Origin of the sequence: Pseudomonas sp. IzPS59, from assembly GCF_014863505.1 — a bacterium.
Lineage (GTDB): Bacteria > Pseudomonadota > Gammaproteobacteria > Pseudomonadales > Pseudomonadaceae > Aquipseudomonas > Aquipseudomonas kribbensis.
The window spans coordinates 6019134-6040659 of the sequence record NZ_CP062251.1 but is presented as its reverse complement, the minus strand read 5'-3'; the positions used below and the strand labels follow the sequence as shown (position 1 = coordinate 6040659).

The 21526-nt window shown below is 61.8% G+C and carries 20 protein-coding genes; 13 read left to right on the top strand and 7 right to left on the bottom strand.

Annotated elements, in window-relative coordinates:
• The first annotated feature begins 46 nt into the window (after nucleotides 1-46).
• Nucleotides 47-430 (top strand): glycine cleavage system protein GcvH, encoded by a 384-nt coding sequence (gene gcvH / locus IF189_RS27205; protein ID WP_134828453.1) that lies wholly within the window; start codon nucleotides 47-49, stop codon nucleotides 428-430.
• A 70-nt stretch (nucleotides 431-500) separates the two neighbouring features.
• On the opposite strand, the gene IF189_RS27200 is transcribed toward gcvH, so the two are convergent.
• On the bottom strand, nucleotides 501-1643 hold the full coding sequence (locus IF189_RS27200) for a DegT/DnrJ/EryC1/StrS family aminotransferase (RefSeq protein ID WP_192552529.1): 1143 nt from the start codon (nucleotides 1641-1643) through the stop codon (nucleotides 501-503).
• A gap of 156 nt (nucleotides 1644-1799) precedes the next feature.
• On the opposite strand from IF189_RS27200, the gene gcvP reads away from it, so the two are divergent.
• Nucleotides 1800-4673 carry an aminomethyl-transferring glycine dehydrogenase gene (gene gcvP, locus IF189_RS27195; protein WP_192552528.1) on the top strand — a complete coding sequence of 958 codons (2874 nt, stop codon included), beginning with the start codon at nucleotides 1800-1802 and terminating at the stop codon, nucleotides 4671-4673.
• Between the two features lie 54 nt (nucleotides 4674-4727).
• On the opposite strand, the gene IF189_RS27190 is transcribed toward gcvP, so the two are convergent.
• From IF189_RS27190 to IF189_RS27180, 3 genes are all read right to left on the bottom strand, one after another.
• A complete protein-coding gene (locus tag IF189_RS27190; RefSeq protein WP_007951791.1) occupies nucleotides 4728-5045 on the bottom strand; it encodes a DUF2388 domain-containing protein in 318 nt (105 codons plus the stop codon).
• 69 nt (nucleotides 5046-5114) lie between these two features.
• Nucleotides 5115-6899 carry a GspE/PulE family protein gene (locus IF189_RS27185; protein ID WP_192552527.1) on the bottom strand — a complete coding sequence of 595 codons (1785 nt, stop codon included), beginning with the start codon at nucleotides 6897-6899 and terminating at the stop codon, nucleotides 5115-5117.
• A gap of 90 nt (nucleotides 6900-6989) precedes the next feature.
• On the bottom strand, nucleotides 6990-7328 hold the full coding sequence (locus tag IF189_RS27180; protein WP_192552526.1) for a hypothetical protein: 339 nt from the start codon (nucleotides 7326-7328) through the stop codon (nucleotides 6990-6992).
• Between the two features lie 126 nt (nucleotides 7329-7454).
• Here IF189_RS27180 and IF189_RS27175 point away from each other — a divergent pair, with 126 nt between their 5' ends.
• Nucleotides 7455-7925: an Lrp/AsnC family transcriptional regulator gene (locus IF189_RS27175; RefSeq protein ID WP_192552525.1), complete on the top strand. Its 471-nt coding sequence runs from the start codon at nucleotides 7455-7457 to the stop codon at nucleotides 7923-7925.
• Between the two features lie 85 nt (nucleotides 7926-8010).
• Here IF189_RS27175 and IF189_RS27170 read toward each other — a convergent pair whose 3' ends face one another.
• Nucleotides 8011-9381: an inorganic triphosphatase gene (locus IF189_RS27170; RefSeq protein ID WP_134828450.1), complete on the bottom strand. Its 1371-nt coding sequence runs from the start codon at nucleotides 9379-9381 to the stop codon at nucleotides 8011-8013.
• A gap of 156 nt (nucleotides 9382-9537) precedes the next feature.
• On the opposite strand from IF189_RS27170, the gene argE reads away from it, so the two are divergent.
• Nucleotides 9538-10686, top strand: a complete 1149-nt coding sequence (gene argE, locus IF189_RS27165; RefSeq protein ID WP_192552524.1) for an acetylornithine deacetylase — start codon at nucleotides 9538-9540, stop codon at nucleotides 10684-10686.
• A gap of 135 nt (nucleotides 10687-10821) precedes the next feature.
• Entirely contained in the window at nucleotides 10822-12120 is a 1299-nt protein-coding gene (argA, locus tag IF189_RS27160) for an amino-acid N-acetyltransferase (RefSeq protein ID WP_007951778.1), read from the top strand.
• A gap of 39 nt (nucleotides 12121-12159) precedes the next feature.
• On the opposite strand, the gene tauA is transcribed toward argA, so the two are convergent.
• The gene (gene tauA / locus IF189_RS27155) at nucleotides 12160-13149 is read right to left on the bottom strand and encodes a taurine ABC transporter substrate-binding protein (protein ID WP_134828671.1); all 990 of its coding nucleotides are present in this window, start codon (nucleotides 13147-13149) and stop codon (nucleotides 12160-12162) included.
• Nucleotides 13150-13514: 365 nt separating this feature from the next.
• Here tauA and IF189_RS27150 point away from each other — a divergent pair, with 365 nt between their 5' ends.
• From IF189_RS27150 to IF189_RS27115, 8 genes are all read left to right on the top strand, one after another.
• Nucleotides 13515-14840, top strand: a complete 1326-nt coding sequence (locus IF189_RS27150; protein ID WP_134828448.1) for an OprD family porin — start codon at nucleotides 13515-13517, stop codon at nucleotides 14838-14840.
• A 293-nt stretch (nucleotides 14841-15133) separates the two neighbouring features.
• The gene (locus IF189_RS27145) at nucleotides 15134-15772 is read left to right on the top strand and encodes a peroxiredoxin (protein ID WP_085708987.1); all 639 of its coding nucleotides are present in this window, start codon (nucleotides 15134-15136) and stop codon (nucleotides 15770-15772) included.
• A gap of 241 nt (nucleotides 15773-16013) precedes the next feature.
• A complete protein-coding gene (gene ssuE / locus IF189_RS27140; RefSeq protein WP_085708988.1) occupies nucleotides 16014-16607 on the top strand; it encodes an NADPH-dependent FMN reductase in 594 nt (197 codons plus the stop codon).
• An 89-nt stretch (nucleotides 16608-16696) separates the two neighbouring features.
• Nucleotides 16697-17677, top strand: coding sequence for a sulfonate ABC transporter substrate-binding protein (locus IF189_RS27135; protein WP_192552523.1), 981 nt, complete (start codon nucleotides 16697-16699; stop codon nucleotides 17675-17677).
• Between the two features lie 25 nt (nucleotides 17678-17702).
• The gene (gene ssuD, locus IF189_RS27130) at nucleotides 17703-18851 is read left to right on the top strand and encodes an FMNH2-dependent alkanesulfonate monooxygenase (RefSeq protein ID WP_192552522.1); all 1149 of its coding nucleotides are present in this window, start codon (nucleotides 17703-17705) and stop codon (nucleotides 18849-18851) included.
• Between the two features lie 9 nt (nucleotides 18852-18860).
• Nucleotides 18861-19643 carry an aliphatic sulfonate ABC transporter permease SsuC gene (gene ssuC / locus IF189_RS27125; RefSeq protein WP_192552521.1) on the top strand — a complete coding sequence of 261 codons (783 nt, stop codon included), beginning with the start codon at nucleotides 18861-18863 and terminating at the stop codon, nucleotides 19641-19643.
• The gene (ssuB, locus tag IF189_RS27120; RefSeq protein WP_085708992.1) at nucleotides 19640-20446 is read left to right on the top strand and encodes an aliphatic sulfonates ABC transporter ATP-binding protein; all 807 of its coding nucleotides are present in this window, start codon (nucleotides 19640-19642) and stop codon (nucleotides 20444-20446) included. The genes ssuC and ssuB overlap by 4 nt, the downstream gene beginning before the upstream one ends.
• A gap of 27 nt (nucleotides 20447-20473) precedes the next feature.
• A complete protein-coding gene (locus tag IF189_RS27115; protein WP_007953520.1) occupies nucleotides 20474-20689 on the top strand; it encodes a TOBE domain-containing protein in 216 nt (71 codons plus the stop codon).
• Nucleotides 20690-20870: 181 nt separating this feature from the next.
• On the opposite strand, the gene IF189_RS27110 is transcribed toward IF189_RS27115, so the two are convergent.
• Nucleotides 20871-21503 (bottom strand): TetR/AcrR family transcriptional regulator, encoded by a 633-nt coding sequence (locus IF189_RS27110; protein WP_102619652.1) that lies wholly within the window; start codon nucleotides 21501-21503, stop codon nucleotides 20871-20873.
• Nucleotides 21504-21526: the final 23 nt, after the last annotated feature.

The window sequence follows — 21526 nt, the reverse complement described above, 5'->3', positions numbered from 1 at the left end:
TTTTCCGGCGGGCACGACCGCTGACAATTTCTTGAGGACACCGAGCATGAGCAATATCCCCGCCGACCTGCGTTTTGCCGAAAGTCATGAATGGGCGCGCCTTGAAGCCGACGGCACCGTCACCGTGGGCATCAGCGACCACGCACAGCAAGCGCTGGGCGACGTGGTGTTTGTCGAGCTGACAGAAGTCGGCAAGGTGTTTGCTGCCGGTGAAGCGGCGGGTGTTGTCGAGTCGGTGAAGGCCGCTTCCGACATCTACTCCCCGGTCGGCGGTGAAGTGATTGCGGTCAACGAAGAGCTGGCGGATTCGCCGGAGCTGCTGAACGAAGAACCGTACAGCTCGTGGATCTTCAAGCTCAAGCCAAGCGACAAGTCCGAGCTGGACAAGCTGCTCGACGCTGCCGCCTACAAGGCCGTCATCGGCGAATAAGCTTCAGGCAACACCGAAAAGCCCCGATCCGTCGGGGCTTTTTTGTGCGCGCAGATTTTTCGGGGACGGCTCAGGCGTTGCCCAGCACCGCTTTGACCGCCGCCACCGAACGCTCGACATCGGCTTTGGTCATGGTCGTGAACATCGGCAACGACACGATCAGCCGCCCGACCCGCTCGGCCACCGGCAACATGCCTTCCTTGAAACCGCGCTCGCGGTACAGGCTCAGCAAATGGATCGGCGGATAGTGATAACCGATGCCGATGCCCAGCGCCTGAATCTGCTCCATGAACGTGGCCCGCGCCGGCAAGCCATCCTTGCGCTCTGGCAATACCAGCTGGAACAGGTGCCAGTTGCTGTTGGTGAAATCGGCTGGCGGCAGTTGCGCGCGGTACGTGGCCTCGAAGTCATCGCCAAAGCATTTGAAGTAGTGGCGGGCCAGTTCCTGACGATGAGCAGTGAGGGCTTCGATGTGAGCGAACTGGCCGAGGCCGATGGTCGCTGCGACGTCGGTCATGTTGAACTTGCCGCCGAGCACATCGACATCCAGGCCGTCGAAACCGGTGCGGGTGACGCCCTGCAGGCGATATTTCTCCGCCAGACGCGCTTCCTCGGGCGTGTTCAGCACCAGGCAACCACCTTCGGAGCAGGTCACGTTCTTGTTGGCCTGGAAGCTGAACGACACGAAGTCGCCGGTGGCGCCGATGCGCTGGCCGTTCCAGCTCGAACCCAGGGCCTGGGCGGCGTCTTCGATGATGCGCAGGTTGTGCTTTTTGGCGATGGCGTACAGGCGCTCCATGTCCACCGGCAACCCGGCGAGGTAGACCGGAATGACGGCTTTGGTGCGCGGCGTGATGGCCGCTTCCAGTTTATCCAGGTCGATGTTGCGGGTGACCGGGTCGATGTCGGCGAACACCGGGGTGGCGCCCACTTCAAGAATCACGTTGGCCGTGGCCACCCAGGAGATCGGCGTGGTGATCACTTCGTCACCCGGTCCGATGCCGGCGATGCGCAGGGCAATCTCCATGGTGCAGGTGCCGGAGTTGAAGGTGCGTACCGGACGCCCGCCGAAATACTCCGACAGTTGCGCTTCGAAGGCCTGGACCTTCGGCCCGCTGGTGATCCAGCCGGAACGCAGGACATCGCCGACGGCGGCGATGGTGGCTTCGTCGATGACAGGTTTGGAAAACGGCAGAAACGGCAGTTGGCTCATGAGGATTCGATCATCCAAGGGTTGGGCGCGTGTTGCAGGTGCCACAGCATGCCCCGTTCGACCACCCGCCGCCAAGCCGTCCGCGACGGTATCGACTGCTATGCTGGTTTGACCGTGTTGCATTGACGCCGAGCGCCAGCCAAGAGAGAGCCCGTCATGTCCCAGTTGCCATCCTTGAGCCAGTTACGCGACCCCCATGCCTTCCTGCGCCGTCACCTCGGCCCCGATGCCGCCGAGCAGCAGGCCATGCTCGACAGCCTGGGCCTGGGCAGCCGGATCGAACTGATCGAGCAGACCGTCCCGCCTGCGATCCGCCTCAACCGTGAACTGGACCTGCCGCCTGCGCTGGACGAGCAGGCCGCGCTGGCGAAACTGCGCGGGTACGCCGAACAGAATCAGGTCTGGACCAGCCTGATCGGCATGGGTTACCACGGCACCCTCACGCCGACGGTCATTTTGCGCAACGTGCTGGAAAATCCCGGCTGGTACACCGCGTACACGCCCTACCAACCGGAAATCGCCCAGGGCCGGCTCGAAGCGTTGCTCAATTTTCAGCAACTGACCATCGACCTCACCGGTCTGGAACTGGCCAACGCTTCGCTGCTCGATGAGGCAACTGCGGCCGCCGAAGCCATGGCGCTGGCCAAGCGTGTGGCGAAGTCGAAGAGCAATCTGTTTTTCGTCGATGAAAACTGTCATCCGCAAACCATTTCCGTGGTGCAGACCCGCGCCGAAGGCTTCGGTTTCGAGCTGATCGTCGACGCTGTGGATAACTTGAAGCAGCACCAGGTATTCGGCGCTCTGCTGCAATATCCCGACACCCACGGCGAGGTCCGCGACCTGCGTCCGTTGATCGATTACCTGCATGCGCAACATGCACTGGCCTGTGTCGCGGCCGACTTGCTGAGTCTGTTGTTGCTGACGCCACCAGGCGAATTGGGTGCGGACGTGGTGTTCGGCTCGTCCCAGCGTTTCGGCGTACCGATGGGGTACGGCGGGCCGCATGCGGCGTTTTTCGCCAGTCGCGAGGAATACAAACGGGCGATTCCCGGACGCATCATCGGTGTCTCGAAAGATGCGCGGGGCAACGTCGCGCTGCGCATGGCCCTGCAGACCCGCGAGCAGCACATCCGCCGGGAGAAGGCCAATTCCAACATCTGCACGGCCCAAGTGCTGTTGGCCAACATCGCCAGTTTCTATGCCGTGTACCACGGGCCGGAAGGCCTCAAACGTATTGCCCAGCGAGTGCATCGGTTGACCTGCATCCTCGCTGCCGGCCTTGAGCGGCATGGCATCAAACGCATCAACCAGCAGTTTTTCGACACGCTGACCCTGGACGTCGGCGGCGCGCAGACCGCGATCATCGAAAGCGCTCAGGCTGCGCAGATCAATCTGCGCATTCTCGGTCGCGGACACCTTGGCCTGAGCCTCGATGAAACCTGTGACGAGAGCACCGTCGGCAAACTGTTCGATGTACTGCTGGGTGTCGATCATGGGCTCAACGTCGAAGAACTCGACGCCGAAGCGTTGGTTTCCGGGATTCCTGACAACCTGCAACGCAGCTCGCCGTACCTGCGCCACCCGGTGTTCAACGCCCATCACAGCGAAACCGAGATGCTGCGCTACCTCAAGCAACTGGAGAACAAGGATCTGGCGCTCAACCAGTCGATGATCCCGCTCGGCTCCTGCACCATGAAACTCAATGCCACCAGCGAGATGATCCCGATCACCTGGCCGCAATTCGCCAACCTGCACCCGTTCGTGCCCCGGGAGCAGGCCGTCGGTTACACGCTGATGATCGAAGAGCTGGAACGCTGGTTGTGCGCGATCACCGGGTTCGATGCGATCTGCATGCAGCCCAATTCCGGTGCCCAGGGCGAATACGCCGGGTTGCTAGCGATCCGCAAGTATCACGAAAGCCGCCACCAGGGCGGGCGCGACATCTGCCTGATCCCGTCCTCGGCCCACGGGACCAACCCGGCCTCGGCGCAAATGGCCGGGATGCGCGTGGTGATCGTCGAGTGCGACGAGGCGGGCAACGTCGATCTGGATGACCTGAAATCCAAGGCATCCGAGGCGGGAGACAAGTTGTCGTGTCTGATGGCGACCTATCCGTCGACCCACGGCGTGTACGAGGAGGGCATCAGCGAAATCTGCGAAGTTATCCACAAGCACGGCGGCCAGGTGTACATGGACGGCGCCAACCTCAATGCCCAGGTCGGGCTGGCGCGGCCGGCGGACATCGGCGCCGACGTCTCGCACATGAATTTGCACAAGACCTTCTGCATTCCCCACGGAGGAGGCGGGCCGGGCATGGGCCCGATCGGCATTCGCGCGCATCTGGCACCGTTCGTCGCCAATCACCCGGTGGTGCCGATCGACGGACCGCAACCGCAGAACGGCGCGGTGAGCGCGGCGCCCTGGGGCAGTGCGAGCATTTTGCCGATCAGCTGGATGTACATCGCCATGATGGGGCCGCAACTGGCGGACGCCAGCGAAGTGGCAATCCTCGCGGCGAATTACCTGGCGCAGCATCTGTCCGGCGCCTTTCCGGTGCTCTATACCGGGCGCAATGATCGGGTGGCCCATGAATGCATTCTGGATCTGCGGCCGCTGAAAGCGCAGACCGGCATCAGCGAGGAAGACATCGCCAAGCGCCTGATGGATTACGGCTTCCATGCACCGACCATGTCGTTCCCGGTGCCGGGCACCTTGATGGTCGAGCCGACCGAGAGTGAATCCAAGGCTGAACTGGACCGCTTCATCGGCGCCATGTTGAGCATCCGTGCGGAAATCACCGAAGTGCAGAACGGCAACTGGCCGGCCGACGACAATCCGCTCAAGCGGGCGCCGCATACGCTGGCCGATATCACCGGGGTCTGGGAACGGCCCTACAGCATCGAGCAGGGCATCACGCCGGATGCGCATACCAAGGCGCACAAGTACTGGCCGGCGGTAAACCGGGTGGACAACGTCTATGGCGACCGCAATCTGTTCTGCGCCTGTGTGCCGGTGGACGATTACCGCTGATCGGCGGGCAAAAAAATGCCGCTCAAATGAGCGGCATTTTTGTGGGCGACGGATTTATTCCGAAGCCACGGCGTTCTTCGCCAGGATCGCGTTCGCCAGTTCCATGTCCGTCGCCTGCAGGCCCGGGTTGTCGGCGCGGACTTTCTGCATGGCGGCTTCCAGGTACGGGCCACGGATGCCGCCATCGCTGGCGACGAAGCTGCCGGCGTCATCCTGGGCGGCGACGATCAGCTTGTGATCCTTGAAGGTCAGGTACGTCGAGCCGGTGGTGGCGCCGGACGAAATGACGTTACGCCAAAAGCTGTCAGCCATTGCCGAACCGACGGGCAGAGACAGCAGGGCAAGGGTGGCGACAGCAAGTTTGAGACGCATGAGGGATGACTCCACTGGTGTTGAATAACGGCTTGGATCGTCATTTCGACGATCCGGTTCCGTGACGGGCTATTTCTGCTCGCTCTGCGGTGTCACCCGCAGCACCTCCTCGATGGTCGTCAGCCCCGCCGCGACTTTCTGCGCGCCTGACAGCCGCAGGCTGCGCATGCCTTCCTTGAAAGCCTGGCGGCGGAGCGCCGTCAGATCGGTATCGGGGCTGATCAGCCCCTTGAGGCTGTCGGTCAGTTGCATGATTTCGTAGACCCCGGCGCGGCCGTGATAGCCGGTGTCGCGGCATTCCAGGCAGCCGATGGCCCGTTGCGCGTTGCCCGGCAGCGGCGCCTGCCACGGCCGGGTCAGGGTTTGCCAGTCCTCTTCGGCGACAGGCAGCGGTGCCTTGCAGTGCGGGCACAATGTGCGCACCAGACGTTGGGCCATGACCCCGAGCACCGTGGCCTTGATCAAATAATGCGGCACGCCGAGTTCCAGCAGACGGCTGATGGCGCTCGGTGCATCGTTGGTGTGCAGGGTCGACAGCACCAGGTGTCCGGTCAACGCAGCCTGGATTGCCATTTCGGCGGTCTCCAGATCGCGGATCTCGCCGATCATGATGATGTCCGGATCCTGCCGCATCAGCGCTCGCACGCCGGCGGCAAAGGTCAGGTCGATGTTGTGTTGCACCTGCATCTGGTTGAAGGCCGGCTCGACCATCTCGATCGGGTCTTCAATGGTGCAGAGGTTGACCTCCGGGGTCGCCAGTTTTTTCAGGGTGGTGTAGAGCGTGGTGGTCTTGCCCGACCCGGTCGGCCCGGTCACCAGAATGATGCCGTTGGGCTGGCGGGTCATGTCCTGCCAGCGCCGCAGGTCGTCGGCGGAAAAACCGAGCTGGTCGAAATCCTTGAGCAGTACTTCCGGGTCGAAGATCCGCATCACCATTTTTTCGCCGAACGCGGTGGGCAGGGTCGACAGGCGCAACTCGACCTCGCCGCCGTCCGGGGTCTTGGTCTTGACCCGGCCGTCCTGGGGTTTGCGCTTCTCGGCGACGTTCATCCGGCCGAGGCTTTTCAGGCGACTGACAATGGCCATCGTCACCTGTGGCGGAAATTGATAGACGTTGTGCAGCACGCCGTCGATGCGGAATCGCACCGTGCCTTGCTCGCGCCGTGGCTCGATGTGGATATCGCTGGCCCGTTGCTGGAAGGCGTACTGGAACAGCCAGTCGACGATGTTGACGATGTGCGCGTCGTTGGCGTCCGGCTCCTGATCGCTGGCGCCGAGGTTGAGCAGTTGTTCGAAGTTGCCGAGGTTGCTGCCCGGCTGGTCGGCGTTGCTGGCGCCGCTGACCGATTTGGCGAGGCGAAAGAACTCGACGCTGAAGCGCTGGATGTCCGCCGGGTTGGCTACCACCCGTTTGACCGGCAGTTTCAGCACGTGGGTCAGATCGGCTTCCCAGCCCCTGACATAAGGCTGGGCGCTGGCCACGGTCACCGCATCGCGATCAACCGACACCGCAAGGATCTTGTGGCGCTGGGCGAAGGCGTAGGACATCAGCGGCGTCACGGCGGCGACGTTGATCTTCAGCGGATCGATGCGCAGGTACGGCTGGCCGGCCTGCTGCGCCAGCCACAGGGTCAGGCTTTCGAGGTCCAGGTGCTTGCCCGGACGGCTGAGGTCGTCGAGTTGCTGGCCGGCGATGAATTCCAGCGGATGCATCTGACCGTGGGTCGCCTGCCGACGACGGGCATTCAGTGCATGCTCGGCGGAATCCTGGCTGATGAAGCCCTGGGCGACCAGTTCACGCAATACATCATTGAGATCCAGCCAGCGGTCCTGAGTGGCGAGTTGAACGGACATGCGGGCTCCTTTTGAACGACAGTCCGCAAAGGATAGTCGTGGCCCCGCCGACCGTTGGGCCACTACCCGACAAAGGCGTTTCCGCTTTTGTCAGCCAGCCGCCTGAGCCGGCGCATCCCACGCCGCATCAGGGTTTTGCAGATTCACCGAACAGACGCTGATCAGGTTACGAAGTTTTTCCGCGATCACCCGGGCGCGATGCCAGCTCAGGCCACCCATGACGATGTCGATGGAAAGCAGGTCGTCCAGACGCTGGACATTGACCTGTTCCGGGGTGAGGAACTGCAGGGCGAACAGGTTCAGCACCCGCACCAGCAAATCCGGCTCGGCCTCGGCCAGAATCTGGTACTGCGCAAGGCAATGGGCGTTGCTGACGTTCCACACATCGGCACGGGGCGCTGGGGTGTTGACGGCTTCGAGGTGTGGCATGGCAGGTCTCCGGAATTGGTGGAGAAATTTTTACATTCGATGCCGGGCATTTCTTGTCTAAGATGAGCCGATTGGCCGGTTGATAGGGTGGATCAATTCGGTATTGGCTGATTTTGAGGATTATTTATGCACAACGAACTGGACAGCTATGACCGGCGCATTCTCGCCCTGCTGCAAGAGGACGCTTCCCTGTCCAGCGCACAGATCGCCGAACAGGTGGGTCTGTCGCAGTCGCCGTGCTGGCGGCGGATTCAGCGGATGAAGGAGGAGGGGATCATTCGCGGCCAGGTGACCTTGCTCGATCGCAAGAAAATCGGCCTGAACACGCAGATCTTCGCCGAAATCAAACTCAACGCCCACGGTCGTTCGAACTTCACCGAATTCACCGAGGCGATTCGCGGCTTTCCGGAAGTGCTGGAGTGCTACGTGCTGATGGGGGCGGTGGATTTCCTGCTGCGGATCGTCGCGGCGGACATCGAGGCGTATGAGCGGTTCTTCTTCGAGAAGCTGTCGCTGGTGCCGGGGATTCAGGAGGTGAACTCGATCGTGGCGTTGTCGGAGATCAAGTCGACGACGAGCCTGCCGGTACTGCGCTGAATATGCTGGCCTCATCGCTAGCAGGCTAGCTCCCACAGTTGGAATGCATTTCCCTGTGGGAGCGAGCCTGCTCGCGAAAGGGGTGTTACATGCGTAGCAGCATTTTCCAGGCGCGATTCTGGTAAACCGCGATCGCCTGATGCTTGCGTGCATCGAGCAGTTCATCGGTGATGGTCGGCTCGTTGGCCAGTTGCGCCAGTTTGTTCAGCTCGCCGTACAGACGATCCATTTCCGGGATCTCCAGCACGTTGCGCGCGTGATGCAGCCAGACCTGGATGCGTTCGATGCGTGGCAGTTGCTCGGCCAGATCTTCCGGCTGCTGCTGATAACGCTGCAATTGCAGGGAAGTGGCTTCTTCGCCCAGCAGGCGCGGCAACCAGCTCTGCAATTGCGCGGCACCCTGGCGATTGCCACGGGTGTTGCGGTCGGCAGCCCAGGTGCGGGCCAGCAACCAGCGCGAGGTGTTCAGCGAGAACAGGCCCCAGCGCGGATCTTCCAGTTCTTCGAGGAACTGCTCCGGCGCGGCTTTGCGCACGTCTTCGTCTTCAAGGCCGACTTGTACCAGCGGACGCCAGTCTTCCAGCAAGGCATCCAACGCCACGCGCAGGTCGTGGGTCGACTGACGCGGCGCGGCCTGGCCGAGGCTGCTGAGCAGGGCGCGCATTTCCGCGAGGTTCTCGACCCAGTCCTGCAGCAGGCGCCAGTGACCGTTGAAACGATACTGTTCGGCCAGACGCTGGCTGCTGCCGAGCAGGTGCCAGCTGAGGGCAGCGAAAGCGTCGTCCAGCGGGGTTTCGGCGGTGATGGCCGGCGCCGGCAGGCTCAGCGAGTAGCTGTTGGCGTCGTACAGGCGATAGCCGCGCTCGGCCTTGCTGATGTCGCACGGCATCAGGGCCAGGGTTTCGGCCAGTTCGGCGGCCAGTTCCAGCAGCGCGGCAGGTTCGCCTTCGCGCAGTTCCAGTTCCAGCTCGCAGATTTCTTCTTTCTGCTTGCCGACCACCACGTGGCCCAGGTCCAGCGCGGCTTCGATGACCACTTTGGTCTTGCCACGGCCCCAGGCGATTTCGGCGCGCTCGCGGACGAAATCGGTGGTGAAGATCGGCTTCAGGGTTTTCTTGTCCAGCTCGGCGAGGGACTCGGGCCAGCATTCGCCGTCGAGCTTCTTCACGTCGAGCTTGGCTTTGGGCAGGTGCCAGTCGTACTCGTTACGCTCGGACAGACCGGCGACGCTCTGGCCACGGGTCTTGAGGGTCTGAATCACTTCTTCGCCGTCCTTGCGCAGGCGCAGGGCAACCTTGGCCCGGGCCAGGTCGCGCTCGGGCGTGTCGAAATACTGATTCATCAACTCACGGCGTTCCCAGCCACTTTTGTTGCGTTTTTTCAGGAGAGGGTGCTCGCGCAGGGCGGCGAGGGTTTCGCGGCTGACGCGGAGTTTGATTTCGGTTTCTTTCTGCATGGCCGGAAAATCCAGGATCGGGAGCGCAGCCGGGGGAATGTGTGGCTGCCAAGGTCGTGCAGTGTACAGGACTGAACCTTCCTACGCTTTGCGGCGGTTTATTCTCGGCGCCGGATGGTTCTATGATGGACTTCAATCCGGGAGTTGGAGTCAGCGATGCCTTTGCCATCCATGCAAGACCAGTTCGCTGCACTGATCGCCGTGCCGTCGGTCAGTTGCACCCAACCGAACCTGGACCAATCCAACCGGGCGGTGATCGATCTGCTCGCCGGATGGCTCGGCGATCTGGGCTTCAGCTGCGATATCCAGCAGGTCAGCCCCGGCAAGTTCAACCTGCTCGCCAGTTTCGGCAGCGGCCCCGGCGGGCTGGTGCTGGCCGGGCACAGCGACACGGTGCCCTACGACGATGCGCTGTGGAAAACCGATCCACTGAAACTCACCGAAGTCGACGGCCGCTGGGTCGGCCTCGGCAGTTGCGACATGAAGGGCTTTTTCGCCCTGATCATCGAAGCCGTGCAACCGCTGCTCGATCAGCCGTTCAAGCAGCCATTGCTGATCCTCGCCACCTGCGATGAAGAAAGCTCGATGTCCGGTGCCAGGGCGCTGGCCGAAGCGGGACGACCGCTGGGCCGGGCGGCGGTGATCGGCGAGCCGACCGGGCTCAAGCCGATCCGCATGCACAAGGGCATCATGATGGAGCGCATCGATATCCTCGGGCAGAGCGGACATTCGTCGGATCCGCGTCTGGGGCATAGCGCTCTGGAAGCGATGCATGACGCCATCGGCGAACTACGTGGCTTGCGCCTGCTGTGGCAGCGCGAATTCAACAACCCGCAGTTCAGTGTGCCGCAGCCGACCATGAACTTCGGCTGCATCCATGGTGGTGACAATCCCAACCGCATCTGTGGCCAGTGTTCGCTGGAGTTCGATCTGCGGCCGTTGCCGGGGATGGACCCGAAGGTCCTGCGGGCCGAGATCCTGCGCAAGCTCAACCCGGTCGCCGAGCGGCATCAGGTGAAGATCGATTACGCGCCGTTGTTCCCGGAAGTGCCGCCGTTCGAGCAGGCCGAAGACGCCGAGCTGGTGCGAATTGCCGAAAAACTCACCGGCCACACGGCCGAAGCGGTAGCGTTCGGCACCGAAGCGCCTTATCTTCAGCGCCTTGGCTGCGAAACCATCGTGCTCGGCCCCGGCGACATCGCCTGCGCCCACCAGCCGGACGAGTACCTTGAAATGTCACGTTTGCAGCCTACCGTGCATCTATTGCGGCAGTTGATCGAACATTACTGTCTCAAAGCTGTATAAATTGCCGTCCTGCCAACCCGTATTCATGAGGAGAGCGCGCGTGTCGCCAAGCCTGTTCCGACGATAACCATCAGCCCGCTGTGCGTTTTCCGTTTCGCCCTTTTTCCGGCTGCTATTTATTACAGGCCCAGGTTCATGCCCGAATACGTCAATTGGCTTCGTCACGCGTCTCCTTATATCAATGCCCACCGCGACTGCACCTTCGTCGTCATGCTGCCCGGCGACGGCGTGGAGCATCCGAATTTCGGCAACATCGTCCATGACATCGTGCTGCTGCACAGTCTTGGCGTGCGGCTGGTGCTGGTGCACGGTTCCCGTCCACAGATTGAAACCCGCCTTGCCGCGCGCGGCCTGACCCCGCATTACCACCACGGCATGCGCATCACCGATGCCGCGACGCTGGAGTGCGTGATCGACGCGGTCGGCCAGCTGCGGATCGCCATCGAAGCGCGGCTGTCGATGGACATGGCCTCGTCGCCAATGCAGGGCTCACGCCTGCGGGTGGCCAGCGGCAATCTGGTGACCGCGCGGCCGATCGGCGTGCTGGAAGGTGTCGACTATCACCACACCGGTGAAGTGCGCCGGGTCGACCGCAAGGGCATCAACCGTCTGCTCGACGAGCGCTCCATCGTGCTGCTGTCGCCGCTGGGTTACTCGCCGACCGGTGAGATCTTCAACCTGGCCTGCGAAGACGTCGCCACCCGCGCCGCCATCGATCTGGGTGCCGACAAGCTGCTGCTGTTCGGTGCCGACCTCGGCCTGATCGACGAAAACGGCAAACTGGTGCGCGAGCTGCGGCCGCAACAGGTACCGGCGCATTTGCAGCGTCTGGGCAGCAACTATCAGGCAGAACTGCTGGATGCCGCCGCCGAAGCCTGCCGTGGCGGTGTGGCGCGCAGCCATATCGTCAGTTATGCCGAGGATGGCGCGCTGCTGACCGAACTGTTCACCCGCGACGGTGGCGGTACGCTGGTGGCCCAGGAGCAGTTCGAACTGGTGCGCGAGGCGGCGATTGAAGACGTCGGCGGTCTGCTCGACCTGATCAGTCCGCTGGAAGAACAGGGGATTCTGGTGCGTCGCTCCCGTGAAGTGCTGGAACGCGAGATCGAGCAGTTCAGCGTGGTGGAGCGCGAAGGGATGATCATCGCCTGTGCGGCGCTGTATCAGATTGCCGATTCGGATGCCGGTGAGCTGGCGTGCCTGGCGGTGAATCCGGAATACCGCCATGGCGGTCGCGGTGATGAATTGCTGGAGCGCATCGAGACCCGTGCCCGGGCGCAGGGCCTGAAGACACTGTTCGTCCTCACCACCCGCACCGCCCACTGGTTCCGCGAGCGTGGGTTCGAACCGAGCAGCGTCGAGCGCCTGCCGGCAGCCCGGGCTTCTCTCTATAACTATCAGCGCAATTCGAAGATCTTCGAAAAGTCCCTGTGATGTGCGATTGCCCCCACGGGATGCGTGGGGGCAATTTGTTTACTCCGCTACAAACTTCGCACTGACATACGGCGAGTAATCGGGCAGTACGCTTTCGACCTTGCCTTGTTCCTTCAAAAACTTTGCCGTCTCGCCAATCGCCTTCGCCGTGCCACCGTCCAGCAGCGCCGTGGTCTGTTGAGCCTTGGCGTCGGGAAATGCCGAACCTGCGAGCAATTCCGGGACGTCGGCGGCGTTGGCACCGGTCAGTTTGGCGATTTTCTGCACCGGTACCGAGTCGGCGGTCCAGCTGTCTTTATGGGCGGCGTAATCGGCGAACGAGTCCAGAGTCACCTTGGCGAATTTGGCCACGACCTCCGGATGCTTCTCGGCAAAGTCCTTGCGTGCTACCCAGACTTCGAAGGTCGGCGCGCCCCACTGGCCGACTTGGGCGGCGTCGGTCAGGGTTTTGCCGGTCTTGCGGATTTCACCCAGTGCCGGCGACCAGACAAAGGCGCCATCGATGTCGCCGCGTTTCCAGGCTGCCGCGATTTCTGCGGGTTGCAGGTTCACCACTTTGACTTTCGAGGTGTCCAGGCCCCAGTGCTTGAGTGCACCAAGCAGGCTGTAGTGGGAGGTGGAGACGAAGGGTGTGGCGATGGTCTTGCCGATCAGATCATCTGGTTTGTCGATACCGCTGCCGTTGCGCACCACCAGGGCTTCGGCGGCATTGATCTGTGCCGAAACGATGAAGGCAACAATCGGCAGATTACGCGAAGCGGCGGCTGCCAATGGGCTAGAGCCGAGGTTGCCGATCTGTACGTCACCAGAGGCGATGGCTGTCACAACTTCCGGGCCACTGTTGAAACGGCGCCAGTCGATTTTTTCGCCTATGGTCTTCTCGTAAACGCCGTCGGCCTGGGGGACTTTGCTTGGATCGATGCCGGTCTGGTAACCGACAGTGAGGCTGGAAGCATGGACAGAAAAAGAAATCAGCGCTGACACACAAACTGTAACAAATTGACTAGATAGTGCACGTTTGGCCATGATGGCGTCGCCTTTTCGATAGGGTTTGACGAATCGGGGTTTCGCCAAAGCTAAACGATCTAAAAAAAGGCTAATAAATACCATTTAGGAATGAGCTTAGGCGCCGATACGCTGTATCCCGGTACAGATGGCCACTATCCAGCCATATTCCTTAATGGTATGAAAAAGAATGAATAAATTCTTTTTGGGTTTATCTGGAAGTCTTTACCCTGCAAGGACCAAATAACTGCGATTAGACCTTGGTCGTAGACGCACAAGGTTACGATTGACTTGTCAGTCACGGTCTGGCGCTAATCGCGCATCTTAGGATCCAGGGGCATCAGACTCCGGACCAGGAACACAAGAATTAGAAACGAGAGGAGCGATACATGAACAAGTCCACCTTGGCCCTGGCCGTGGCCGTAGGGGTTATTGCGCAGCAGGCAGGCGCAGCCGGTTTCATCGAAGACAGCAAGGCCACACTGGGGCTGCGTAACTTCTACATCAACACCGACAACCGTGATGGCACTGGCCCGAACAAGAACGAAGAGTGGGGCCAAGGCTTCGATCTGCGTTTCATCTCGGGTTACACCCAGGGCACCGTCCAGTTCGGCGTTGACGCCATCGGCCTGTACGGCCTGCGTCTGGATTCCAGCCCGGACAAGAGCGGCAACTCGACGGGTACCGCTTCCGGCGGCACCATTTTCCCGAGCGATGGCAACCGTGCCGTGCATGACTTCGCCAGCCTGGGCCTGACCGGTAAGGTCAAGATCTCCCAGACCGAGCTGAAGGTCGGTACTCTGATGCCGAACAACCCGGTCATCAAGTACAACGATGGTCGTCTGCTGCCACAAACCTTCACCGGTGGCGAGCTGAAGTCCAACGAAATCAAGGATCTGACCCTGACTGCCGGTCAGATCGAATCCGCCAAGGGCCGTAACTCCAGCAACGACGAAAACCTGTCGATCGCTGGTGCGAACGCCGGTTCGAACTACGACAAGGGCGTGTTCAGCAACAAGTTCTACTACGCCGGTGCCGACTACAAGCTGACCAAGGACCTGACCGCCTCGTACTACTACGGCGAGCTGAAAGAGTTCTACTCGCAGAACTTCCTGGGTCTGGTACACAACTGGGCCATCGGTCCGGGCGTACTGAAAAGCGACCTGCGCTACTACCGCAGCCGTGACAACGGCAACAACGGTGACACGCCTGCGTACTTCACCAGCGGCTACTACGGCGGCAAGACCGTCAAGGGCAAGGTCGACAACGATCTGTACAGCTACCTGGCACTGTACTCGGTTGAAGGTCACACCTTCGGCGCCGGCTACCAGTACACCAAGGGCGACAGCGACTTCCCTTGGCTGAACCAGGGTGACGGTTCGTCCAACAGCACCATCACCGACATGCAGATCCAGAAGTTCGGTCGTGCCGGCGAGCGTACCTGGCAGGCTCGCTACGCCTATGACTTCGCCAAGGTCGGCGTACCTGGCCTGACCGCCGGTGTGATCTACCTGCGTGGCGATAACATCGACACTCCGCTGGGCGAAAAAACCGAGTGGGAACGTGACCTGACCGTTGGTTACGTGATCCCGGAAGGCCCGCTGAAGAACCTCGGCGTAGCCTGGAAGAACGCCATGTGGCGCACCGACCTGGCGAACACCCGTTCCCAGGACGAAAACCGCCTGATCGTCAGCTACTCGATCCCGCTGCTGTAATAGCGCTCGAGCAACCGACGTAAAAAAGCCCCGTCCGGCATCGCGCCGGACGGGGCTTTTGTGTTTTCGGGTCAGGCCCACCCCCGTAGACCTTTCCCGACATTTCCCTCTTTACAGCAACTCAAGGCCTTCTCGAACCTTGGGGCCGATGTTCGGCGCGTTGCCGGCGAGCGTCCAGTGAACAGAAGTTTAATATTCGTAAATGATCTAGATATCTAGTTATTTATTCTTTTTATGAATGGCAAATCCCGAGCTACAGTTGAGGTCTCCAACAACTCATCAGGAGCAGCACCATGAGCCTCAGACTCGGCGATATCGCCCCCGATTTCGAACAGGATTCCAGCGCCGGCAAGATTCGTTTTCACGAATGGCTGGGCAACAGCTGGGGCGTGCTGTTTTCCCATCCGGCGGACTTCACCCCGGTGTGCACCACCGAGCTGGGCTTCACCGCCAAGCTCAAAGATGAGTTCACCAAACGCGGCGTGAAAGCCATCGCGCTGTCGGTCGACCCGGTGGATTCGCACCACAAGTGGATCGAAGACATCAACGAAACCCAGAACACTATCGTCAACTTCCCGATCCTGGCCGATGCCGATCGCAAGGTGTCCGATCTCTACGACCTGATCCACCCGAACGCCAGCGACACGCTGACGGTACGCTCGCTGTTCGTGATCGATCCGAACAAGAAGATCCGCCTGACCATCACCTACCCGGCGAGCACCGGGCGCAACTTTCACGAAATCCTGCGGGTGATCGACTCGCTGCAACTCACCGACAACTACAAGGTGGCCACGCCGGCCAACTGGCAGGACGGTGAAGAGGTGGTGATCGTGCCGTCGCTCAAGGATGAAGATGAAATCAAGCAACGCTTTCCGAAGGGCTACCGCGCGGTGAAGCCGTACCTGCGCCTCACCCCACAGCCGAACAAATAACCTTTCTCGGATAGTTCCCAAGTTCTGCGTGGGGGCGACCAGTAAAAACCACGATGCAGGGTTTCAGGCCGTTTTCACGGCCTGTTTTTTTGCCCGGAGAAAAGTGAAACGTATATCTCCATAAGGAATAACCAAATGAATAAATATGATTTATGGATATATGAATCAACTGATAAGGTCACTCTCATTGAAGCGAGATCGCAACCCGCGAATCGCCGGTAACGCGCAAGGAATCGTCTGAATGCTGGTCGTCTCACTCGGTGGCAGTCCCAGTCAACGCTCCCGTTCCGGGGTGTTGCTGGAGCGCTCGCAACGTTGGTTGCAGCAGCAAGGGGTGGAAGTGGTGAGTTATCAGGTGCGGGACTTCCCGGCCGAAGACCTGCTCCACGCCCGCTTCGACAGCCCGAAGGTGCTCGACCTGCTGCAACAGATTGAAAACGCCGATGGCCTGCTGATCGCCACTCCGGTCTACAAGGCGTCGTTCTCCGGCGCGCTGAAGACCCTGCTCGATCTGCTGCCGGAACGCGCCCTGAACCACAAGATTGTCCTGCCGATGGCCACGGGTGGCAGCATCGCCCACATGCTGGTGGTCGATTACGCCCTCAAACCGGTGCTGTCGGCGTTGAAGGCCCAGGAAATGCTGCAAGGGATTTTTGCCGAGGACAGCCAGATCGCCTACGGCGAAGGCAGTGCTGCGGCGCAGCTGGCGCCGGCTCTGGAACAGCGGCTGCATGAAGCGCTGGACCAGTTTGTCAGCGCCATGGCCCGTCGGCCGAAGCCGCTGGAACCTGGATTGTTGAACGAACGTTTGTTGAGTGCTCGCTGGAGCATTTGAGCCACACCGAAACTTGAAGTACTGGCCTTACTCGCCCGCCAACGGGCAAGCAGGTGCAGCCAAAACCCAACAGCAAAAAGGAGAGCGCTATGCGCACTGTATTTTTGCGTCGTGGTCTGGTCGCTCTGTTTGCTGCGGCTGTCACCTTCGGCGCCATCACTCAGGCCCAGGCCGAGACGTTACGAATCGGTTATCAGAAGTACGGCACGCTGGTGCTGCTCAAGGCCAAGGGCACCCTGGAAAAACGCCTCGCCGCCCAAGGCGTCGACGTGCAATGGACTGAATTCCCCGGCGGCCCGCAGCTGCTGGAAGGCCTGAACGTCGGCTCGATCGACTTCGGCGTCACCGGCGAAACCCCGCCGGTCTTCGCCCAGGCGGCCGGTGCCGATCTGCTCTACGTCGCCTACGAGCCGCCCGCGCCGAACAGCGAAGCGATCCTCGTGCCGAAAGATTCGCCGATCAAATCGGTGGCGGATCTCAAGGGCAAGAAAGTCGCCCTGAACAAGGGCTCCAACGTCCACTACCTGCTGGTGCGTGCGCTGGAAGACGCCGGCCTCAAGTACACCGACATTCAAACCGTATTCCTGCCGCCGGCCGATGCCCGTGCCGCGTTCGAACGTGGCAGCGTCGACGCCTGGGTCATTTGGGACCCTTACCAGGCCGCCGCCGAGAAGCAACTGCAAGCGCACACCCTGCGTGACGGCAAAGGCATCGTCGACAACCACCAGTTCTACCTGGCGACCAAACCCTACGCACAGAAAAATCCCGAGGTGATCAAGACCCTCGTGGAAGAAGTGCGCGCCGTCGGTGAGTGGTCCAAGGCCAATCCGCAAGACGTGACCCAACAGGTCGCGCCGCTGCTCGGCCTGCCGGCGGACATCACCCTGACCTCGGTGAAACGCCAGGGCTACGGCGCGCTGTTCCTGACCCCGGAAGTGGTCGCCGCGCAACAGAAAATCGCCGACACCTTCTACCAGCTCAAGCTGATTCCCAAGCCGTTGAGCATCAAGGACGTGATCTGGACCCCACCGGCCGCTGTGGCCCAAAGCTCGGTTACCCAAGCCCAGTAAATCGAATCCCCAAGGAGACCACTCCATGAGCCTCAACATCTTCTGGTTCCTGCCTACCCACGGCGACGGCCATTACCTTGGCACCGCCGAAGGCGCCCGCGCCGTCGACCACGGCTATCTGCAACAGGTCGCGCAAGCGGCGGATCGACTGGGTTTCGGCGGTGTGCTGATTCCCACCGGCCGCTCCTGCGAGGACTCGTGGCTGGTGGCGGCATCGCTGATTCCGGTGACCCAGCGTCTGAAGTTTCTGGTCGCCCTGCGCCCCGGGATCATTTCCCCGACGGTGGCAGCGCGTCAGGCGGCGACCCTGGATCGTCTGTCCGGCGGTCGTGCGCTGTTCAACCTGGTGACCGGCGGCGACCCGGAAGAGTTGGCCGGCGACGGTCTGTTCCTCGATCACGAGGCGCGCTATCAGGCGTCGGTGGAGTTCACCCGGATCTGGCGCCGGGTGCTGGAAGGCGAAACCGTGGATTACGACGGCGAGCACATCAGCGTGAAGGGCGCCAAATTGCTCTATCCGCCGATCCAGCAACCGCGTCCGCCGCTGTACTTCGGCGGCTCTTCGGAAGCGGCGCAGGATCTGGCCGCCGAACAAGTGGAAATGGTCCTGACCTGGGGCGAGCCGCCAGCAGCGGTGGCCGAGAAGATCGAACAGGTTCGCGCCAAAGCGGCCAGGCTCGGTCGCACCGTACGCTTCGGCATCCGTTTGCATGTGATCGTGCGGGAAACCAACGCTGAAGCCTGGCAAGCGGCGGACCGCCTGATCTCGCATCTGGACGACGACACCATCAAACGGGCCCAGGCTTCGCTGGCGCGGTTCGATTCGGTCGGCCAGCAACGCATGGCCGCCCTGCACGGTGGCAGTCGTGACAACCTCGAAGTCAGCCCGAACCTGTGGGCCGGCGTCGGTCTGGTGCGCGGCGGTGCCGGGACGGCGCTGGTCGGCGACGGTCCGACCGTGGCGGCGCGCGTGAAGGAATACGCGGCACTGGGCATCGATACCTTCATCTTCTCCGGTTATCCACACCTCGAAGAGTCGTATCGCGTCGCCGAGCTGCTGTTCCCGCACCTCGACGTCGAGCGTCCGGAACTGCCGAAGAGCGCCGGTTATGTCAGCCCGTTCGGCGAGATGGTGGCCAACGACATTCTTCCCAAAGCCGCGTCCCAGAGCTGAGGCGCCGCCATGAAGAAATTTATCCACAGCTTCGCGCCCTGGGCGTTGCCGGTGTTGTTGCTGACGGTGTGGCAGTTGTCGGTGTCGGCGGGCTGGTTGTCGACGCGAATTCTGCCGGCACCGGTGGCGGTGATCGAGGCCGGCGTGAGCCTGGTGCGCAGCGGCGAAATCTGGACGCACCTGGCGATCAGCGGCTGGCGCGCGGCGCTGGGCTTCACCATCGGTGGCAGCATCGGTCTGGCGCTGGGCTTCATCACCGGTCTGTCGAAATGGGGCGAGCGCCTGCTCGACAGCTCGGTGCAGATGATCCGCAACGTGCCGCATCTGGCGCTGATTCCGCTGGTGATCCTGTGGTTCGGCATCGACGAGTCGGCGAAGATTTTTCTGGTGGCGCTGGGGACGCTGTTCCCGATTTACCTCAACACCTATCACGGCATCCGCAATGTCGACCCGGCGTTGGTGGAGATGGCGCGCAGTTATGGCCTGTCCGGTTTCAGCCTGTTCTGGCAGGTGATTCTGCCGGGCGCGCTGCCTTCGATTCTGGTCGGCGTGCGCTTCGCCCTGGGCTTCATGTGGCTGACGTTGATCGTGGCGGAAACCATCTCCGCCAGCTCCGGCATCGGTTATCTGGCGATGAATGCTCGTGAGTTCCTGCAGACCGACGTGGTGGTGCTGGCGATTCTGCTGTACGCGGTGCTCGGCAAACTGGCCGACCTTGCGGCCCGTGGCCTTGAACGTGTGTGGTTGCGCTGGCATCCGGCGTATCAAGTGGCGAAAGGAGGTGCGGCATGACCGCTCAACAACCTCCACGTCTGCTGCGCGGGATTCCGCTGGTGGTGCGCAATCTGCAAAAGACCTTCGGCGCGCGGCAGGTGCTGCGTGACATCGACCTGCATATTCCGGCGGGGCAATTCGTCGCCGTGGTCGGGCGCAGCGGATGCGGCAAGAGCACGTTGCTGCGCTTGCTCGCCGGCCTCGATCAGCCCACCGGCGGCGATCTGCTCGCGGGTGCCGCGCCGCTCAGCGATGCCCGGGAAGACACCCGGCTGATGTTCCAGGAAGCGCGGCTGCTGCCGTGGAAAAAGATCATCGACAACGTCGGTCTCGGCCTCAAGGGCAACTGGCGTCCGCAAGCCCTGGAGGCGCTGGATGCCGTCGGCCTGGCGGATCGCGCCAATGAGTGGCCGGCGGCATTGTCCGGCGGGCAGAAGCAGCGTGTGGCGCTGGCCCGGGCCTTGATCCATCAACCGCGTCTGCTGTTGCTCGATGAGCCGTTGGGCGCACTGGATGCCCTGACCCGGATCGAGATGCAGCAACTGATCGAACGTCTCTGGCAACAGCATGGCTTCACCGTGTTGCTGGTGACCCACGATGTCAGCGAAGCGGTGGCGATTGCCGACCGGGTGATTCTGATCGAGGACGGCGAAGTCGGTCTCGATCTGCAAGTGGAGCTGCCGCGCCCTCGGGTCCGTGGCTCCCATCGGCTGGCCGCGCTGGAAACCGAAGTGCTCAACCGTGTGTTGTCCCTGCCCGGCGAGCCGCCGGCGCCGGAACCCGTTTCACCCTTGCCTACGCAATTGCGCTGGGCTCAATAACTCAAGCAAACGACAGGAATCAATGCCATGACTATCAAAGCCATCAACGTACGCAACCAGTTCAAAGGCGCAATCAAGGAGATCGTTCTCGGCGACGTGCTGTCGGAAATCGACGTGCAGACCGCTTCCGGTATCGTCACTTCGGTGATCACCACCCGTTCGGTCAAGGAGCTGGAGCTGGAGGTCGGCAGCGAAGTGATCGCCTTCGTGAAATCCACCGAGGTGTCCATCGCCAAGTTGTAAGCCTGTGAGTAAAAAACAACCCCGAAGGGTGTGAGCCCTTCGGGGTTTTTTCATGGCTTGAGATCGGTGGTGCTGCCTTCGCGAGCAAGCTCGCTCCCACAGTGATTTGTGGTGCTCGCAGAATCTGTGGGTGGCACTGAACCTGTGGGAGCGCTTGCTCGCGATGAGGCCGGCGAATGCGCTAGAGAACCCGCTTGGGCAGGTACGGCGGCAGATACAGCCCGATGTAGGCATCGAACACCCGCATCCCTTCCTCGGCCATGCGCGGGGTGATCTGCCCGTGCTGCTGCACCGAGCGGGCGTAGACGCGGTCGCCCAGCTCCATTGCCAGCGCAAACACGTCCACGTCATCCGGCAGCTTGGGCAGTTCGAAGTGATGATCGAACAGCTTGTGCATCAGGTCGCCGAGTTCGAGGTCATGCTGGCGGTCGGCCTGGGTGACTTCGGTGAGGCCGTGTTGCGCGAGGATCAGTTGGCGGGCGGCGGCGTCTTCGTCGTAGATCTCCAGCATCCGTTGCTCGACCAGCCGGGACAGGTCGCGCCAGTCGCGCAGGGCATCGTGATCGATCGGTGCTTGCAGGCAGGCTCGGAAGGCCGCGTGAACATCCGCCGTCAGACCTTCGAGCAACGCCGGGACGCTGGCGAAGAAATGGTAGACCGAGGAGGGCGGGATCTGCGCGCGCTCGGCGACGCTGTAGACCGACAGGCTCGCCACGCCCTCGGCGGCCAGCAGCGTGCGCGCGGCGTCGAGTATCGAATCGATTCGCGCCTGACTGCGGGCACGGGGTTTGCGGACGGGGGCGGGACGCGTCATGAAAGTCTCCTGCGGGGCAGCGG

Bases quoted from the DNA above. Each gene is read 5' to 3' on its own strand.
- IF189_RS27145 (WP_085708987.1), top strand. From the start codon at position 15,134: ATGAGCCTCAGACTCGGCGATATCGCCCCCGATTTCGAACAGGATTCC.
- IF189_RS27175 (WP_192552525.1), top strand. From the start codon at position 7,455: ATGCACAACGAACTGGACAGCTATGACCGGCGCATTCTCGCCCTGCTG.
- IF189_RS27170 (WP_134828450.1), bottom strand. From the start codon at position 9,381: ATGCAGAAAGAAACCGAAATCAAACTCCGCGTCAGCCGCGAAACCCTC.
- IF189_RS27200 (WP_192552529.1), bottom strand. From the start codon at position 1,643: ATGAGCCAACTGCCGTTTCTGCCGTTTTCCAAACCTGTCATCGACGAA.
- ssuC (WP_192552521.1), top strand. From the start codon at position 18,861: ATGAAGAAATTTATCCACAGCTTCGCGCCCTGGGCGTTGCCGGTGTTG.
- ssuE (WP_085708988.1), top strand. From the start codon at position 16,014: ATGCTGGTCGTCTCACTCGGTGGCAGTCCCAGTCAACGCTCCCGTTCC.
- IF189_RS27110 (WP_102619652.1), bottom strand. From the start codon at position 21,503: ATGACGCGTCCCGCCCCCGTCCGCAAACCCCGTGCCCGCAGTCAGGCG.
- IF189_RS27115 (WP_007953520.1), top strand. From the start codon at position 20,474: ATGACTATCAAAGCCATCAACGTACGCAACCAGTTCAAAGGCGCAATC.
- IF189_RS27135 (WP_192552523.1), top strand. From the start codon at position 16,697: ATGCGCACTGTATTTTTGCGTCGTGGTCTGGTCGCTCTGTTTGCTGCG.
- ssuB (WP_085708992.1), top strand. From the start codon at position 19,640: ATGACCGCTCAACAACCTCCACGTCTGCTGCGCGGGATTCCGCTGGTG.
- gcvP (WP_192552528.1), top strand. From the start codon at position 1,800: ATGTCCCAGTTGCCATCCTTGAGCCAGTTACGCGACCCCCATGCCTTC.
- ssuD (WP_192552522.1), top strand. From the start codon at position 17,703: ATGAGCCTCAACATCTTCTGGTTCCTGCCTACCCACGGCGACGGCCAT.
- argE (WP_192552524.1), top strand. From the start codon at position 9,538: ATGCCTTTGCCATCCATGCAAGACCAGTTCGCTGCACTGATCGCCGTG.
- IF189_RS27185 (WP_192552527.1), bottom strand. From the start codon at position 6,899: ATGTCCGTTCAACTCGCCACTCAGGACCGCTGGCTGGATCTCAATGAT.
- IF189_RS27150 (WP_134828448.1), top strand. From the start codon at position 13,515: ATGAACAAGTCCACCTTGGCCCTGGCCGTGGCCGTAGGGGTTATTGCG.
- argA (WP_007951778.1), top strand. From the start codon at position 10,822: ATGCCCGAATACGTCAATTGGCTTCGTCACGCGTCTCCTTATATCAAT.
- IF189_RS27190 (WP_007951791.1), bottom strand. From the start codon at position 5,045: ATGCGTCTCAAACTTGCTGTCGCCACCCTTGCCCTGCTGTCTCTGCCC.
- gcvH (WP_134828453.1), top strand. From the start codon at position 47: ATGAGCAATATCCCCGCCGACCTGCGTTTTGCCGAAAGTCATGAATGG.
- IF189_RS27180 (WP_192552526.1), bottom strand. From the start codon at position 7,328: ATGCCACACCTCGAAGCCGTCAACACCCCAGCGCCCCGTGCCGATGTG.